The sequence below is a fragment of the Oleiharenicola lentus genome, assembly GCF_051660365.1.
Classification (GTDB): domain Bacteria; phylum Verrucomicrobiota; class Verrucomicrobiia; order Opitutales; family Opitutaceae; genus Lacunisphaera; species Lacunisphaera lenta_A.
Genome location: NZ_JBOZXB010000002.1, coordinates 252,275 through 269,647 on the forward strand (window position 1 = coordinate 252,275; position 17,373 = coordinate 269,647).

Below are 17,373 nucleotides of genomic sequence, written 5' to 3' on the forward strand. Positions count from 1 at the left end.
CCCAAACCCCAAAAATTGGACATGTTACTTTCCTTGTCTCGTCGCGGCAGCACCAGCGAACCACGGAACGTCTGCGCCCGTTTTTTGCGATGGGTCCTGACGAGCGGGAACGGATTTTTCTAACCAAGAAACCGCACCGGACGCTGCGTCCCCCAGGCCTTCGTCCGGCTCACCAAAAAACCCTGCTATGCAAAACCAACCCCACCAGCAGCCGAATCCTTCGGTTGCTTCGTCCCGCCCGCGGATCTTCGCCGCGGTTTGTCAGTCCATTGTCCGAATCGCCTTCGCGCTCGCGATGACCGCCACGCTGGCGCTCTCGCCCGCGTTCGCCCAACAAGTTTCCACCGGCACGATTCGAGGCAAGGTGCTCAACGCCTCGAACGCCAAGTATATCGAGAATGCGATCGTGACGATCAGTGGCACCAACCGCGAAACGAAAACCAATTCCTTCGGCGAGTATCAGTTTGATAATGTGCCCGCAGGAGAAGTTACGCTGAAAGCCAATTACACGGGTGAAGTCGAACAGACGGCGAGTGTGACCGCGATGAGCGGTGTGGCCGTAAATCAGGATTTCACCTTCCGCGAAACTGCTTCCACGCAACGCGACAAGGACGGCACGATTGTGTTGGATCCTTTTGTGGTGAGCGCTGAACGCTATAAAAACGCCCAGGCCATCGCCATCGCGGAACAACGCAATTCCGTTAACATTAAAAACGTCGTCGCGACCGACGCGTTCGGCGACATCCCGAGCGGTAACGTGGGCGAACTCGTTAAGTTCATGCCCGGTGTGCAAGTCGATTACGGTTCATTCAACAACAACGGCCAAGGCTATGCCGATTCAGATGCCACCGGCGTATCCGTGCGTGGTTTTGGCCCGTCGGATACGGCGATCTTGATTGACGGTTTGCCTGTGGCGAGCGCGACCCCTGGCGATCTGAGTCGTCAGGTGGCGCTCGATCAATTGTCGATCAACAACGCCTCGCGGGTGGAATTGATTAAGGTAGCGACCCCAGACATGCCTTCGAATTCGATGGGCGGTCAGATTAATTTGATTACCAAAACCGCGTTTGAGCAGGCGAAGCCCAGCTACTCTGGACGAGTTTTCTTCAATGTTAACTCGCTCCAACCTGAGCTGAAAAAAAGCGTAGGTCCAGTGAACAAGAGCACCTACAAAATTCAACCCGGCTTGGAGTTCACGGCGTCATACCCGTTTTCTAAGACATTCGGTGTTTCGCTCACGGCGTCTTCTACCAATCAAATTAATCAATCCTACGTTTCGGCGCCCACTTGGACAACGGCCACCACCACTTACGCTAATTCGGCTGGCAAGGTAGTGTCCCTGGAGAATCCGGTCCTGAGTCGCTCACAAGTTACGGACAGTTCGCAGTTGGCGAAACGTGTTTCCGGTAACGTGCGCTTGGATTGGAAGCCATCCGCGTCGCAGCTGTTGCGCGCTAATTTTCAATACGCGACCTTTAATGCCGTGGAAGGCCAGCGTCGCTTGGACTTGAGGCCGCTTCTGGCCGCAGGGGCTGATTGGGGCTCGGACTTTACGATCGGCACGACCGGCTCTAACACCATCTCGCAAACCGTTACCACCCGCGATCGCGTCGGTGATACCAAGACTGCGCAGCTGGCTTACAGTGTTAAACTGGGCGGCTGGAACATCGCCGCGTCCGGAAGTCTTTCGGTTTCGGAAAGCGAATTTAAGGACACGGAAAACGGACATTTTTCAGAATCCGCGTTCGTGTTTAATCCCGGACAGGTGATCCTTAGAAACGTAGCCTATGGAGCTCCGAGCGAAGTCTCTGCCGTGTGGCGTGCGGGAACGCCACTCGCTGGCCAGCCGAAAGATTACACCGATTTCAATCTTTGGTCCTTTGACGGCACCACGGCCAAATCTGGTCAGGCGCTCAACAAAAGCACCGTCGGTTTGTATAAACTCGATGTGGATCGTGATTTGAGTTTCCTGCCGTTTATCGGTTCGAATTCCTTGTCCTTCAAATTCGGTGCCCGGCGTGATGTGGAGAAAATTGAGAAATCGGGTCTCGGTGTTAACTATCGGGAGATTCTCCGCCCGGGAGCGGTGTATTCGATTTCTGACGTCTTGGATACGCATTACGTCGGACAGACGCCTGGCTTTGGCCTTCCTGCCCAAGGATGGGGATCTAATTACAAGCTCTTCGCCATCGAACAGGCGAACGACATTTTTTATCTACCGGATGGCCCTGAAGCCACGAACACGTTGTTTGAGAATTACAACAGCTTCGCGAATCAGCAGAAATCAATGACTGATACCAAGGACGCCTACTATGCGATGCTCTCCGGCAGTTTTCTCCGTAACCGTCTTTCGATTGTCGCCGGTGCACGTCAGGAGGTCTCTTCACGCGAAGGTCGCGGCCCTTCTACGGATAATGCATGGAACTACGCCAAGACGGCTGACGGCCGTATCTACAAAGATAGTTTCTATCTTTCTGGTGTGACGTTTAACGGAGCCTCGGTGAATCGCACCAATGCTGACGGCTCGATCACTGCCATTACTAATTTCCTTTCTGATTCAGCGCTGTTGGCGCGTTTGAATTCCGCGGGGATCAAATATCCCGATCATCTTTACGGCCCAGCCACCGGAACTGGGGCGACGCTCGAATCACGTAAACTTTTGCTGGTCACCAATCGTCAGATTAAGGCACGCGTGACGGGTGATCCGTCATTTAGTTTTAATACCAAATACCAGCTGACGAAGAAAATTGATCTCAAAGCTTCCGTCTCGCGCTCGTTCAAACAGCCCACGCTGGAAAGCGGCAATGCCGGTCTGCTTTCGGGTAACAACGCGTTTAGCATCACAGAAAATACGACGATTCCGGCGGACGGCACGATCGGCACTATTGCGGTAGCCAATCCGAATCTCCTGCCGGAAGTTTCTCTTAACTACGATCTCCAAGTCGCCTATTACACGGACTCAGGCGGTGCGCTTTCGGTTTCTTATTATCAGAAGCATATCACCAACCAGGTTGAGACCAATTCCAGCTATTCGGACAGCGAGCTTTACCAAGAACTGCTACCCGCACTCGGATTGGAGCCCTCGGCGTATCAAAACTTCCGTCTGAACACTTCTTACAACGGCCAAGGCACGCAGAAGCTGGATGGTTGGGAATTTGAGGTTCGTCAGGATTTTGGCTTCCTCGGCAATTGGGGTAAGCGGCTCTCCGGGTTTGCGAGCTATGCCTTCAACAGTTTGGGCGAACCCACAGCGCCGGTTCCCTACACGTTCAACTCGCCGAACGGAACTCCGATTACGGTGACGCCGACCTCGACCCCTACGGTTACCCGGCGGGCCAACAAATTCGGCGGCCTTGGTCTCCAATACTCCGGACGTAAATTTACGGCCCAGGTGCGCAGCACGTATCGTAACGAAAATGAAGTTTCCCGCACAGCGCTCACCGGGGTCTATGCAGGTAATTTCCTTCGCCGCTATCAACCGGAAGCCACCTCGGTGGACGTGAACTTGAACTACGTGTTGTCTAAACGCTACAGCCTCTTCCTCAGTGGCCGTGACGTGCTCAACGGTGATCGTGAAGAAGTCTTCAAAGACGATCTCGGCCTGTATCCGACCTACGCAGCGACCGCCAGCTACCGCGAGTTCGGCACGACGTGGTCGTTTGGCATCAACGGTAAATGGTAATCTAGCCTGATTATCGCCTGTTATTCTCAGGCCCGGTCTTCACCAGACCGGGCCTTTTTTCTCTCTGAAAACTTCCACTTAAATTTACTGAAAACTGTATCCGCGCTGCGCTCGCAGCGTCATTTTAAAATCATGATTTTTCGCTCTAAATTCAGTCTCGGCTTCTTGCTCGCGTGCGGTGCGTTTTCCTCTTCGTTTGCGGCCGAGAATCTCTCGCCAGTTTACTTCCAGCGCGCGGAAAAAATCGCGGGCGCGCTCACGTTAAACGATGCCGGAAAATCGGCGCGCGTGCGTGATATCGTCGCGCAGCAATATCAGGATCTGAGCGTGATTCATGCGAAACGCGATGAGGCGGTCAAAGCCGCCAAAGCGAAGTTCGCGACCGACAAAACTGCGCTCGATTCTGAACTCGCTGTGGTTCGCGCGAAAGCGGAAGCAGAGCAGGCGACGTTGCATTTTGCGTATGTGGCGAAGCTCTCGGTTGAACTGACTGCCGAGCAAGTCGACGGCGTCAAAAACGGCATGACTTACGGCGTGCTGCCGCTGACGTTTGGCGTGTATCAAAAAATGCTCCCGGACCTCACCGAGGAGCAAAGCAAACAAATCCTCGCGTGGCTAACGGAAGCGCGCGAGCACGCGATGGACGCGAGCACCTCGGACGAAAAGCACGGCTGGTTTGGTAAATACAAAGGCCGCATCAATAACTACCTCGCAAAAGCCGGCATCAACATGAAGGAAGCCGAGAAGAATCTCAAAAAGTAGAGCGTTAAAAACCCCGAGAATACGGGGCAAAGCGCGCGGTCATTTATGTTTCGTCGGACCACGCCGTTGCTAAAGTCACAGCATTCAAAAATTAAACTCCGGAATCCTAAGCTTCCGCAACCAACCCCGTTCAACGCGCGTCACTCGCCCCATGATTCCTCGTAAAGCCTGCCTCCTCGCCGCCGCGCTCGCGCTGACCACGCTCCAATCGTTCGCGCAGGGCTACCCCAAAGTCCCGCCCGATCTTCAGGCCGCGATGAACGCTCGCAAAGCCGCGGCCGACCGGCGCTCCGACGAAATTTTTGCAACGCAGCAAACCGAACTCGCCGCGTGGGCCGCGAAGGGGAAGCCTTACCTGCCGGGCGCCGCGAAACCTGCCGACCTCCCGCAGGCGACCATCCCGGCGTTTCCCGGTGCATGGGGCGGGGGCATGTATTCGTTCGGCGGTCGCGGAGGCAAAATCTACGTCGTCACCACTCTCAACGACAGTGGCCCCGGTTCTTTCCGCGAGGCGTGTGAGGCAGCCGGTCCGCGCACCGTCGTTTTCAACGTGGCTGGTGTCATCCATCTCAAGGAACGCATCCGGATTCGTGCGCCCTACATCACGATCAGTGGTGCCACCGCGCCAGGCGATGGCATTTGTTTTGCCGACAAAACCGTCGAGGTTGAAACGCACGATGTAATTATCCGCCACCTCCGCTTTCGCCGCGGTAACACCGACCCGGCTGATCGCGACGATTCGCTCGGCGGTAATCCGGTGGGCAATGTCATCGTGGATCACGTTTCGACCTCATGGAGCCTCGACGAGAACATCTCGATGTATCGTCACATGTTCGATCACGACAACAACCCGAAGACACCTTCGCTCAAGTTGCCCACGGTCAACATCACCATTCAGAACAGCATCTCTTCGGAGTCGCTGAGCACTTACCATCACGCGTTCGGTTCGACGATCGGCGGACACAACAGCACGTTTCACCATAACCTTTGGGCCAGCAATACGGGTCGCAATCCGAGCGTCGGCATGGACGGCGATTTCACCTTCGTGAACAACGTCCTGTTTAATTATCGTCATCGCACGATCGACGGCGGCGACCACCGCAGCCGCTACAACATCATCAATAATTATTTCAAGCCCGGCCCCGGCACGCCGGTGGAGGGCGACGTTCGTTATCGCCTGCTCAAACCCGAGTCTGAACGCAGCAAAACCGTCGTGAACAATTTCGGCAAAGCCTACGTCGCTGGCAATGTCGTCGAAGGCAACGACCGCGTCACTCACGACAATTGGGAAGGCGGTGTCCAGCCCGACGTCAGTAATCGTCAACGCCACTTGCGCGAGCGCATGACCTTTGCGCCGAAGGACGAAGTCGCGCGCGCTGCCTTCGTTAAAAAATCCGAGGCAGAGATTACCGCACTTAACTTCAAAACCGAATTGTTAGCGGAAGCCCTCGCCGCCATCCGCGTGGATCAACCGTTCGCTCACGCCACTTTACGCATCACTTCAGCGAAGGAGGCCTACGATTACGTCCTCGCCAACGCCGGGGCGACGCGCCCGCGCCGCGACAGCGTCGACACTCGCATTATCGAAAACGTGCGCACCGGCGTGATTGCGCCACGCACGGTCGACGCCGGCACTGCGGAAAAAGCGCGTTTCTATGGTTACGCCGAAAAGTGGGTGCAAGCGCTCAGCGAATACGTGACCAAAGGTTACGTCACGCATCCCAACGAAGTGGGCGGCTGGCCGAATTACGCCGGCAAACCTTACGTCGATTCCGATGGCGATGGCTTGCCGGAAGCATGGGAAATTACGCACGGTTTAAATCCAAAAGATGCTTCCGATGCGGTGCTCGATAGCGACAGTGATGGTTACACGAACATCGAAGAATTTCTCAACGGCACCGACCCGCGGAAGGCCATCGACTACACGCAACTCGCCAACAATGTAGATAAGCTGTGATGCTTCGTTCAGTTTTACCCCACACCGCATTTCTCACCTGCGCCGCGAGTCTGGCTCTCGCGAGTTTTGCTCAGGCCGCGCCGGCAGTGCTTAAACCGGACGCCTTTGAGAAACACGTCACTTATTTCAACGAAATGGAGCCGCAAGTGATCGTGCCCACGACGCCGAAATCAGAAACGTGGCCGTGGCTGCGTGACAACGTTCCCTGGTTTGAATGCCCGGATAAGACGGTCGAGCGAAATTATTGGTTCCGTTGGTGGGCGCTGCGTCTGCACCTGCGCCCGCCTTCGATCAACGGACATTGGACGTTTACGGAATTCATCACGCGCACCAAGCCGGTGAGCAGCGCGCTCGGTCATCATCTGATGGAACTGCGCTGGCTGCGTGATCAGGCAGTCGTGAGTGACTACGTGCGTTACTGGATCGATGGGCCGGATGGAAAACCGCAACCGACTCTGCACAAATATTCGCAATGGCTCGCGCACGCGTTGTGGTCGCGCTGGTTCGTCACGCGAGACACGACTGAACTCACCGGTTTGCTCGATAAAATCGTGGTTGATTACCGCCAATGGGAAGTGGAACAGATGCGCCCCGATGGACTTTTCTGGCAAACGGATGTCCGCGACGCGATGGAGGAGTCGGTCAGTGGTGGCCGCAAATTGAAGAACGTGCGTCCGACGATCAGCGTTTACATGTATGGCAACGCCCTCGCGATTGCCGAAGTCGCGCGCCTGGCCAGGCGCGATGATCTCGCGCAGGAGTTTTCCGCTAAGGCCGCGCAGCTGCGGCGCGACGTGCAAAAGACCCTGTGGAACGAGTCGCTGGTGTTTTTCGGTTCGGTGAACGAAGCACTCGAACCGATCAAAGTGCGTGAAGAGATCGGGTTTATCCCGTGGTATTTTAATCTGCCCGAAGCGGGGCAGGGCTACGAGCGCGCGTGGGCGCAGTTGACCGACGAGCAAGGGTTTAAAGCCCCGTGGGGCATCACGACCACGGAACGCCGCGAATCGACCTTCCGCTCGCGGGGCACCGGCACGTGCGAGTGGGACGGTGCCGTCTGGCCCTACGCGAGTGCGCAAACCATCACCGCGCTCGCGAATGTCTTGCGCGATTATCCGCAAGATACGGTCACCAAAGCGGATTACTACGACGCGTTTCTCACTTACACCAAGAGCCACGTGTTCGATGGTTTGCCTTACCTCGGCGAATATCAGGACGAAAAAACAGGTGCTTGGCTAAAAGGTCGCGACCCGCGTTCGTATTACTACAACCACTCGACCTACGCCGACCTCGTGATTTCCGGTGTCGTGGGTTTGCGTCCGCGAGCGGATAACGTGGTAGAAGTTTCGCCGCTGCTCCCGGAAGGCACGTGGGATTGGTTCTGTTTGGACAATGTCCGCTATCATGGCCGCGACCTGACGATTCTGTGGGACAAAGACGGCTCGCGCTACGGTCGCGGGGCCGGTTTGCAAATTCTCGTCGACGGAAAATCGATCGCGAAGTCCGCGACACTTGAACGCATCACCGTCAAACTGCCATGAGTTTTATCCACCGGGCGACAGCTGCATTGACAGCGTTGGCGTTGAGCGGAGTGATTTCCGCCAAGGAATTTCCGGCGCCCGTTTCGCTCGGTAAAGATGGCAAACTCATCTATCACGCCGAGTCGAATGGCGATCGCGTGCCGGATTTTTCGCACGCGGGCTATCGTGGTGGCGGGGTCGCGTGGCCAGTCGCGGAGGCGAAGGTGCTGGTCAATCCCGTTGAGGGCGATGATGGCGCGCGCATCCAGGCGGCGCTTGATTACGTTGCCGGTTTACCGCTCGGCGCGGACGGCATGCGTGGTGCGGTGCAACTCGCGCCTGGTCGCTACGAAATCGCAGGACAGATTTTTGTGCGCGCGAGCGGCGTCGTGTTGCGCGGATCGGGTCGCGAGGAGAATGGCACGGTGCTTGTAGCCACGGGCACGGATCGCCGGCACTTGATCGAACTCTCTGGAAAATTTTTGCGCGAAGAGTTGCACGCGGCCGTGGCGATTACGGATGATTACGTCGCGGTCGGAATGCACACGTTGAGCGTGGCCGATGCAAGTGGGTTTAAAGTTGGCACGCTCGTGACCGTCGAACGTCCGAGCACGGCGGAGTGGATTAATTTTCTCGGCATGGATGTCGCGCCGGGGCGCCAGCCTTACAGTTGGAAGCCCGGTGCGTTTAACGTGAATGCCGATCGCGTGGTCATCGCGGTGGAAGGCAAGCGCCTCACGCTCGATGCGCCGATCACGACGGCGCTCGAAAAACGTTTTGGCGCCGGCAAGGTCACGCCTTACACGCAAACCGGTTATCTCGAAAATGCCGGCATCGAAAACCTGCGTTGCGAGTCGGCCTTCGACGGGGGCAATCCGTTCGACGAACAACATGCGTGGAACGCGATCGATCTCCACGCCGCGCGCGACGTGTGGGTGAGCGATGTGACAGCGGTGCATTTTGCGGGCTCGGCGATTCAAGTCGGGGCGCGCGCCGCCCGCATCACGATTCAGGACTGCGCTTCGCTCGCGCCGGTTTCGGAGATCGGTGGGTATCGCCGGATGAGTTTTCACTCGCGCGGGCAACAAGTGCTTTTCCTGCGCTGCCGCGCGGAGCAGGGGCGAAACGATTTTACCACCGGCTATCTTGCCGCCGGCCCGATCGTGTTTTTGGAATGCGAGGCCGTGGACGCCCACAGCTTCAGCGGTTCGGTCGGCAGTTGGACGTCGGGTTTGCTGTTCGATAACGTCAAAATCGACGGCAACACGCTCAGTCTCGATAACCGTGAAACGTGGAATCAAGGCGTCGGTTGGTCTGCGGCGAACTCCGTGATTTGGGAAAGCGCCGCGTCGATCATCGTGAGCCGTCAACCGCCCGGTGCCCACAACTGGGCCGTGGCGACGTGGGGACAATTCGTCGGCGACGGCCGCTGGAGCATGTGCAACGAGTTCGCCAATCCCGACAGCCTCTATCGCGCGCAACTCTCGGCGCGTCTCGGCAAAGATGCGCTCGGTGCGCTCGTGAGTCGCGCTTACGCACCGATGGCGCCAACGATCGTTGCGCTGGAAAAGGCCGTCCCGGATCTTGCGACAAAACTCGCGCCGAAATCGATCGCGCCCGGCGAACCGCTGAAGCTCGTCAAGGGATGGTTGAAGCTCGGTGACAAAGTTCTCGCCGGCAAAGACACCGCGGGCGCGTGGTGGCTTGGACGGCTTGAGCCGGCGCTGGCGTCGAGCGTGGGACCGGCGATCACGCGTTTCTCGCCCGGGCGCACGGGCACGGGTTTGACAGACGAAATTCCCGCCGTGGCCGCACGGATGGTCCGCGAGGGCATCGTGGCGTTTCGTCATCATTATGGACTTTGGTATGAACGCCGCCGCATCGACCACCAAATGATCCGGCGTCCGGATGCGGAGGTGTATCCACCGTTTTTCGAGCAACCGTTTGCGCGCAGCGGGCAAGGCAAGGCGTGGGACGGTCTCAGTCGCTACGATCTTACGAAATATAATCCGTGGTATTTCTCCCGCCTGCGGACGTTTGCCGCGGAGGCGCGCCAGCACGGCCTCGTGCTCATCAACGAAATGTATTTTCAGCACAACATTATCGAATCGGGCGCGCACTGGGTCGATTCACCGTGGCGTCCGGTGAACAACCTCAACGGCACCATCTTCACGGAGCCACCGCCCTTCACGGGTGACACAATTAAGATGGCGGACGAATTCTACGACATCTCCAAGCCGCTGCATCGTGAATTGCATCGCGCCTACATTCGGCAGTGCCTCGCCAATCTCGCCGGCGAGACCAACGTCATCCACACACTCAGCGCCGAGAACACGGGACCGTTACATTTCATGCAATTCTGGCTCGATGTAATTGCCGAGTGGGAACGCGAAACCGGCCACCGCCCCCTCATCGCGCTCAGCGCGACGAAAGATGTGCAGGATGCGATTCTCGCGGACGCCGAGCGCTCAAAATTTGTCGATGTGATCGATCTCACCTATTGGTTTCGCACGGCGAAGGGCGAAGAGTTCGCGCCGGCCGGCGGCATTCAGCGCGCTCCGCGCCAAAATCTTCGTCTTTGGAAAGGCGGCCGCCCCACGGCAGCCTCGATCGCGGACATGGCGCGCGAATATCGGGAAAAATTTCCCGACAAAGCCGTCATCACCGGCCTCGACCAGGCCGGCGAAATCCAGCCGCGCTGACGTCCTCGCAACCCCGAATCTGCACACTCCTTTTAGCTACCCTTATGAAACTACCTAGAGCCCTCTGCCTTCTCCTCGTGTTTTTATCGTTGGGTGGTGCGTTGCTGCGCGCCGCGCCGACCTCAGTCGAACAATGGGGCCTTTACGAAGTCGCGCTCAAAGGCCCGGCCGACGGCAACCCGTTTGTCGACGTGCGCCTGACGGCGACGTTCACCGACGGCGTGCGCAAGGTTGAGGTGAACGGCTTCTACGATGGCGACGGCGTGTATCGCGTGCGTTTCATGCCGGAGACGACTGGCGAGTGGCGCTACGAAACGAAGAGCAATCGCTGGGCGCTGACTGACAAGAGCGGCGTCTTCACCGTCACACCGGCGACTGGCAAAAACCGCGGCCCCGTGCGCGTGCGCAACACCTACCATTTCGCCTACGCGGACGGCAGCGCGTTCAAACCAATTGGCACGACCATCTATTCGTGGACGCACCGGCCCGCCGCGATGGAAGAGGAAACGCTCAAAACGCTCGCGACTGCGCCGTTCAACAAAGTGCGCATGCTCGTGTTTCCGCAGGCGCACGGAGTGAAATTCATGCCCGTGGAACGCTGGCCGTATGTCGGCAAGGCGCCGCGCGACTGGGATTACACGCGCTTCAATCCGGATTTTTTCCAACACCTCGAAAAACGCGTCGGTCAACTCCGCGATCTTGGCATCGAGTGCGATCTGATTCTGTTTCACCCCTACGACGACGATGAAGAGTGGGGCTTCGAAACGATGTCGACCGAAGCGGACGATCATTACCTTCGCTACCTCGTCGCGCGCCTCGCCGCGTATCGCAACATCTGGTGGTCGATCGGCAACGAATACGATTTCCTCCGCACCAAGACCGTCGCCGACTGGGATCGCTATTTTCAAGTCGTGCAAGCCAACGATCCTTACAATCACCTACGTTCGATTCACAACGGCCACTTGCTCTACGACAACGGCAAGCCGTGGGTGACGCACTCGAGTATTCAAAACGGCATGGCCGCGGCCGAGCCGGGCCGTGCGGAACTGTATCGCGATGTGTGGCGCAAGCCGGTCGTTTACGACGAACTCAATTACGAAGGTAACCACGAACTGCGTTGGGCGCAGTTGTCCGGCCGGGACATGGTGCGTAATTTTTGGAATGCAACTGTCGCGGGAACTTACGGCGGCCACAGCGAATTTTTCGAAGACGAACGTCAGGTCGTCTGGCTCGCCCAAGGTGGCAAACTGAAAGGCGAGAGCGCGCCGCGGCTCGCGTTCCTGCGCAAAATCCTCGAAGACGCTCCCGCCTCCGGCCTTGATCCGATTGATCAATGGCGGGATGTGCGCCTCGTCGGCAAGGCGGGCGAATATTATCTCGTTTATTTCGGCGAAAAAAAACCGACCTCGTGGGCGCCTTCGCTCTATCGCAATGGCCTCGTCGAAGGCATGCAGTTTCAAGTCGATGTCATCGACACCTGGGACATGACCATCACGCCGGTGGAAGGCGCGATCACGTTGAAAAAGAAAAACCGCTACGTGTTCGCCGATCGTGACGGTCGCGAAATCAATCTTCCGGGCAAACCCTACCAAGCGATCCGCCTGCGCTGGGTCGGCGGCCCGAAACCCCAGCCCGTCGTCAAAGCCCCGGTCGAGCCCTGAAGCGATGCGTTAATTTTTTTAAACCACGGATGACACGGATAACACAGATCAGTCTGATTTCGGATCCGTGTTATCCGTGAGATCCGTGGTCAAAAATTTAGGCCTCATGACTTACTCAAAATTTCTCTGCATTTTTGTTCTCTGCTGCGCTGGGCTCATTGCCCGCGCCGCCGAGAAGCTTCCTGAAACCTGCTACCTCTTCGCGTATTTCTATCACGATCGCGAAGGCGAGGGCTTCCGCCTCGCGTGGAGCGCGGATGGTTATTCGTTCGCGATGCTGAACGAAGGGAAGAGCTATCTCCAGCCGACCGTAGGCGAAAATAAACTGATGCGCGATCCCGCGCTTTATCGTTCACCGGACGGCACGTTTCACCTCGTGTGGACGACGGGCTGGACGGGGAAGACGATCGGCTATGCGTCGTCGAAGGACTTGATCCACTGGTCGGACCAGCAGGCGATTCCCGTCATGGCGCACGAAGCGGAAGCCCAGAATTCCTGGGCCCCCGAACTCGTGTGGGACGACGCGAAGCGCGAGTATCTGATCCACTGGTCGACCACTATTCTCGGCAAATATCCCGAGACGGCGATGTCCAACAAACGTCCCGAGCGGAATCATCGCATCTACGCGACCACGACGAAAGATTTCAAAACCTACACACCGACGAAGCTGCTCTACGACGGCGGCTACAACGTGATCGATGCCAATTTGATCAAAGCCGAGGATGGCACGAATGACTGGCTGATGTTCGTCAAAAACGAAACCGTGCAGCCGAAGACCGAGAAAAACATCCGCCTGGTGCGCGGCAAATCTCTCGCCGGCCCGTGGAGCGAAGCTTCGCCCGCGCTCACTGGAAACTATTGGGCGGAAGGCCCGGCGGCGATCAAGGTCGGCGATGAATACCGCGTCTATTTCGACAAGCATATGCTCAACGCGATCGGGCTCGTCGTCTCGAAAGATTTGCAGACGTGGCAAGATGTGAGCGATCGAGTGACTTTCCCCAAAGATGCCCGCCACGGCTGCATCCTTGCCGTGCCGCGCGACGTGATCGCAACCCTGCTCAATAAATAAACTCCGCTTTGTCATGAAACGTCTAAATGCCTTTCTCTGTTCTCTCTTTCTAGCGGTTTCTGTTTTTAGTGCGCGGGCGGAAACCAACAGCGGCCTCTCCACTCGCCAATCGCTCGACGGCACGTGGCAATTCGCCCTCGCGCCCAATGTGGACGAAGCCGACAAGCTCCGAAAATTTTACGCGGACACATTCGACGCGTCGGCCTTTAAGCCGATCCCCGTGCCCTCGAATTGGACCACGCACGGTTTCGAAGAACCTCATTACGTCAACGGCACGACGTCGGAGGGATTTTATCTCTATCACTTCAACCCCCCCGAAAGCGTGAAGGGAAAACGCACGCTGCTGCATTTCGGCGGCGTGTGGCAATCGGCGGAGGTCTGGCTCAACGGCAAACTGCTCGGTCGCCACGACAGCGGCTTCACGGCGTTCGCATTCGATGTGTCATCCGGTTTATTGCCCGGCGCGCAGAATCGCCTCGCGGTGCGGGTGCGCCAACAGACGCCGCTCTTCAAACTCGATGCGAATGACGATTGGGCGCTGCCGGGCATTTTTCGCAGCGTGTGGCTCGAAACCATGCCGAAGGAGTGGAATCTTGAGAGCGTCGAAGTCGTCACCGATTTCGATGACAATTTCCGCGACGCGACGCTTAAGATTCGCGCGCATGTGATGCGCAACGAAAAGGCTGACTTCTTCGCCGACTCGCCGCCGTTTGAAGTGCGCGCAATTCTCAGCACCCGCGACGGCAAGGAAGTGCAGCGCACAAATTTCACCGCGGTGGTCGCCGGCGCGCACAACGGTTTCGACGCGCCGCTCGCCATGCGCGTGAAAGAGCCCGCGTCGTGGAACGCGGAGACGCCGAATCTTTATCGTTTGCGGGTCGAATTGCTGCGTGACGACAAAGTGCAGCATGCGTGGGAAGACCTCATTGGGTTCCGCGAAATTTCGACCGCGAACGGTATTTTCCGCATCAACGGTCAAATTGTGAAACTGCACGGCGTGGCGGCGCACGACCAACATCCGGATGTCGGCCGCGCGACGCGCCGCGAACACTGGATCGAAGACATTCGCCTCATGAAGGCGGGTAATATCAACGCCGTGCGCACGGCGCACTATCCGCACGCGGAAGGCTTTATCCGCTTGTGCGACGAGCTCGGGCTCTACGTGATTGAGGAAGTGCCTTACGGGTTCGGTGGTGATCGGCTGAGCGATCCGAGTTATGCGGAAGGCGCGTTTCTGCGCGTGCATGAAACCATTAAGCGCGATCGCAATCGCCCGTCGGTCGTTGTGTGGAGCATTGGAAACGAAGACCCGTTTAGCTCGCTGCACCTCGCGACGGTGCGCGCGGTCAAAGGTCTCGATGCCACGCGGCCGACGCTGTTTCCCTTTCGTTTCGATGCCGGCCTGCCACCGGAAATCGACATCGTCGCACCTCACTATTGGAAAGCGGACGACTACGATAATTTTCTCTCGCGGGCGACGCGTCCGCTGATCACGACGGAATTCAGCCACGCACTTGGCGCGGATGATTTCGGCGAACAAGCGGAGCGTTGGGACGCGATTCGCCGTCATCCCTCGGGCGCGGGCGGCATGATTTGGCTCTGGGCGGATCAAGGATTACGCCGCAAAACCGCTGGCAATGAAGTGTTGGATCCGATGTTGGGCAAGGCCAAGATCACGCGCGAAGGCGCGGAGTTCGTGCGCGAGTCCGATGCCGGCAAAGACGAAATCTACGACGCGCACGGCAACTACGGCACCGACGGCATCGTCGATGCGAACCGCACGCCGCAGATCGACTATTGGGAAACGAAATCGGCTTACGCGCCGGTGCAGGTGCTCGCGGAGCGCCTGGATTTCAAACCCGGTCAACCGCACGTGCTCATCCCATTGCGCAACGATTACGATTTCACCGATCTCTCCACGGTGCGCGCGGAGTGGACGATCTATCGCGGTGCCAAAATCGTCGCGCGAGGTCGGGAAAAATTATCCGGCGCGCCGCACTCGCACACGCGTCTGAAGCTGCCGACCGACTCGATCAAACGCGATGCGCCCGCTAGCGGCTACTATGTGCACTTCGCGTTCTACGACCCGAAAGGCCACGAATTGAATCGCCGCAGCGTGCGTCTGGGCGATCTCGGCGAAGCCGCGCGCCCGCCGGTCGCGCCCGCCGACGCGAAAGTCACCGTCGCAGATCAAGACGGCAAAGTAACGCTGATCGCCGGAGCCGCGCGCTATGTGTTTGATTCGAAAACCGGCTCGCTCGCCGCGCTCGAAATCGGCGGCGCGCAAATTGCCGAAGCTTCCACTGCCGTCGTGTGGCGTCCGCCGACCTACTCGGAACGCAACGTCCTCGACCGTCGCAAGGACACGCGTGCGTGGGAAAGTTATCTCCAGAATCTGCCGCCGAAAGCGACCAAGTGGAATGTGACTTCCGATACGAATGGCTCGGTCATTCAAGCTTCGGTTGAATACCGCGCGGATGACAAAAACGGATTCACGGTCGACTACACGTATCGCGTCGCGAACGACGGCGCGTTGACCATCGATTACGTCACGAAAGCGAAGACGGAAGTGGAATCGTTGCTGGAAATCGGTGTCGAACTCAAACTCGTCGACCAACCGTTTACGGCGGAGTGGCTCGGTTACGGTCCGGGAAAAAATCTGCCGAATCGCCGCGCGTCAGCGTTGTTTGGTCAATGGAACTTGCCGTTGTTTAGCGGTGAAGTGCGCGGCCCGCGCTCCGGGGTCGAGTGGCTGCGCGTGCACGGCGCGAAAGGAAACTCGTTCGAGGTGCGCGGTATCGAAGCGTTCAATTACTTCGGTGCTTCGAAAGAAGGCGTCGGTGGCACGATGCGTTTGCTCAATCATATTGCTGGCGCGTGGGTGAAAGGCGGCCCGCCAGAGCGCTCGGAATGGCGTCTCGATTTGAAGGACGGGCAAGGGGAGTTCTCCGGGCACATCGAACTGCGGCCTCTCACGAATCAGCAATCCGAAGCGGACGCACCGAAGCATCCGGCAGTGATTTCGTCGTCCTTGATCAATGCCAACGCGAGTTATCCGGAAAGCCACGCATCCACGATCGTCGAAATCGCGCCCGGTCAACTCGGGGCGGCCTGGTTTGGCGGCACGAAGGAACGCAATCCCGACGTCGTGATTTGGTTTGCGCGTCAGGAAAACGGCCAGTGGCTCCCCGCGAAAGAAGTCGCCAACGGCATCCAGAAAAACGGCCCGCGTCTCCCCACGTGGAATCCGGTGTTGTTCGCGCCGAAAGGCGGCCCGCTGGTGTTGTTTTTCAAAGTAGGCCCGTCGCCCGCGAAATGGTGGGGCGAGTTCGTCACGTCCACCGACGGTGGAAAAACCTGGAGCAAGCCGGTGCGTTTGCCCGATCAGGACGGCATCCTGGGTCCGATAAAAAACAAACCGGTGCAACTCGCCGATGGCGCCTGGCTCTCCGCGTCGAGCATCGAGGGCACGCCGACGGGCTGGCGCGCGCATTTCGAGTTGTCGACCGACCAAGGCAAGACGTGGAAATTTATCGGCCCGGTTGAAAAAGGGCCCGTCGATCTCGACATGATTCAGGGCAGTATTCTGTTTCATAAAGATGGTCGCCTGCAAACGCTGGGCCGCACGCGGGAAGGCGTGCTCGCGACTTCCTTCTCGGCGGATCAAGGCAGCACTTGGGCCCCGCTCGCGTCGTCGGGTCTGCCGAATCCGAATTCCGGCACCGACGCCGTGACGTTGAGAGACGGTCGCCAGCTGCTCATCTATAACCACACCGCGCCGCCGCCGGAGCGTCCGTCGAAAGGCGTGCGTTATCCGCTGAATCTCGCGATCTCCGACGACGGCGTGATCTGGCGCACGGTGGCGACACTCGAAGTCGTGCCGCGCGCGGCGGGTTATGCGTATCCGGCGATCATCCAGGCCGCCGACGGTAAAGTGCACGCGACTTACACGTTTGATCGCAAACAGATCAAACACGTCGTGATCGATCCGGAGAAGTTATGAGTCTGGTTGCCACGATG

Annotated in this window: 8 protein-coding genes; all 8 read left to right on the forward strand. The window is 58.0% G+C overall.

Annotation, left to right across the window (positions count from 1 at the left end):
- Positions 1 to 187 precede the first annotated feature (187 nt).
- The 8 genes from ACRRQW_RS15875 to ACRRQW_RS15910 all read left to right on the forward strand — a co-directional run bounded on the left by ACRRQW_RS15875 (position 188) and on the right by ACRRQW_RS15910 (position 17,356).
- Positions 188 to 3,682, forward strand: a complete 3,495-nt coding sequence (locus ACRRQW_RS15875) for a TonB-dependent receptor domain-containing protein (RefSeq protein WP_438482576.1) — start codon at positions 188 to 190, stop codon at positions 3,680 to 3,682.
- Positions 3,683 to 3,814: 132 nt separating this feature from the next.
- Positions 3,815 to 4,444 (forward strand): DUF3826 domain-containing protein, encoded by a 630-nt coding sequence (locus ACRRQW_RS15880; protein ID WP_438482577.1) that lies wholly within the window; start codon positions 3,815 to 3,817, stop codon positions 4,442 to 4,444.
- Positions 4,445 to 4,595: 151 nt separating this feature from the next.
- Complete coding sequence (locus ACRRQW_RS15885) at positions 4,596 to 6,401, forward strand: polysaccharide lyase (protein ID WP_438482578.1); 1,806 nt, start codon at positions 4,596 to 4,598, stop codon at positions 6,399 to 6,401.
- On the forward strand, positions 6,401 to 7,942 hold the full coding sequence (locus ACRRQW_RS15890) for an MGH1-like glycoside hydrolase domain-containing protein (RefSeq protein WP_438482579.1): 1,542 nt from the start codon (positions 6,401 to 6,403) through the stop codon (positions 7,940 to 7,942). The genes ACRRQW_RS15885 and ACRRQW_RS15890 overlap by 1 nt, the downstream gene beginning before the upstream one ends.
- Positions 7,939 to 10,623 carry a DUF6298 domain-containing protein gene (locus ACRRQW_RS15895; protein ID WP_438482580.1) on the forward strand — a complete coding sequence of 895 codons (2,685 nt, stop codon included), beginning with the start codon at positions 7,939 to 7,941 and terminating at the stop codon, positions 10,621 to 10,623. The genes ACRRQW_RS15890 and ACRRQW_RS15895 overlap by 4 nt, the downstream gene beginning before the upstream one ends.
- 44 nt (positions 10,624 to 10,667) lie before the next feature.
- Entirely contained in the window at positions 10,668 to 12,284 is a 1,617-nt protein-coding gene (locus tag ACRRQW_RS15900) for a DUF5060 domain-containing protein (protein WP_438482581.1), read from the forward strand.
- 106 nt (positions 12,285 to 12,390) lie between these two features.
- Complete coding sequence (locus ACRRQW_RS15905; protein ID WP_438482582.1) at positions 12,391 to 13,353, forward strand: glycoside hydrolase family 43 protein; 963 nt, start codon at positions 12,391 to 12,393, stop codon at positions 13,351 to 13,353.
- Between the two features lie 13 nt (positions 13,354 to 13,366).
- Positions 13,367 to 17,356, forward strand: a complete 3,990-nt coding sequence (locus ACRRQW_RS15910; RefSeq protein ID WP_438482583.1) for an exo-alpha-sialidase — start codon at positions 13,367 to 13,369, stop codon at positions 17,354 to 17,356.
- Positions 17,357 to 17,373 lie beyond the last annotated feature (17 nt).

What these genes read in the sequence shown, in the direction of transcription:
- ACRRQW_RS15910 (WP_438482583.1), top strand. Translation starts at nt 13,367, where the DNA reads ATGAAACGTCTAAATGCCTTTCTCTGTTCTCTCTTTCTAGCGGTTTCT.
- ACRRQW_RS15905 (WP_438482582.1), top strand. Translation starts at nt 12,391, where the DNA reads ATGACTTACTCAAAATTTCTCTGCATTTTTGTTCTCTGCTGCGCTGGG.
- ACRRQW_RS15885 (WP_438482578.1), top strand. Translation starts at nt 4,596, where the DNA reads ATGATTCCTCGTAAAGCCTGCCTCCTCGCCGCCGCGCTCGCGCTGACC.
- ACRRQW_RS15875 (WP_438482576.1), top strand. Translation starts at nt 188, where the DNA reads ATGCAAAACCAACCCCACCAGCAGCCGAATCCTTCGGTTGCTTCGTCC.
- ACRRQW_RS15890 (WP_438482579.1), top strand. Translation starts at nt 6,401, where the DNA reads ATGCTTCGTTCAGTTTTACCCCACACCGCATTTCTCACCTGCGCCGCG.
- ACRRQW_RS15880 (WP_438482577.1), top strand. Translation starts at nt 3,815, where the DNA reads ATGATTTTTCGCTCTAAATTCAGTCTCGGCTTCTTGCTCGCGTGCGGT.
- ACRRQW_RS15895 (WP_438482580.1), top strand. Translation starts at nt 7,939, where the DNA reads ATGAGTTTTATCCACCGGGCGACAGCTGCATTGACAGCGTTGGCGTTG.
- ACRRQW_RS15900 (WP_438482581.1), top strand. Translation starts at nt 10,668, where the DNA reads ATGAAACTACCTAGAGCCCTCTGCCTTCTCCTCGTGTTTTTATCGTTG.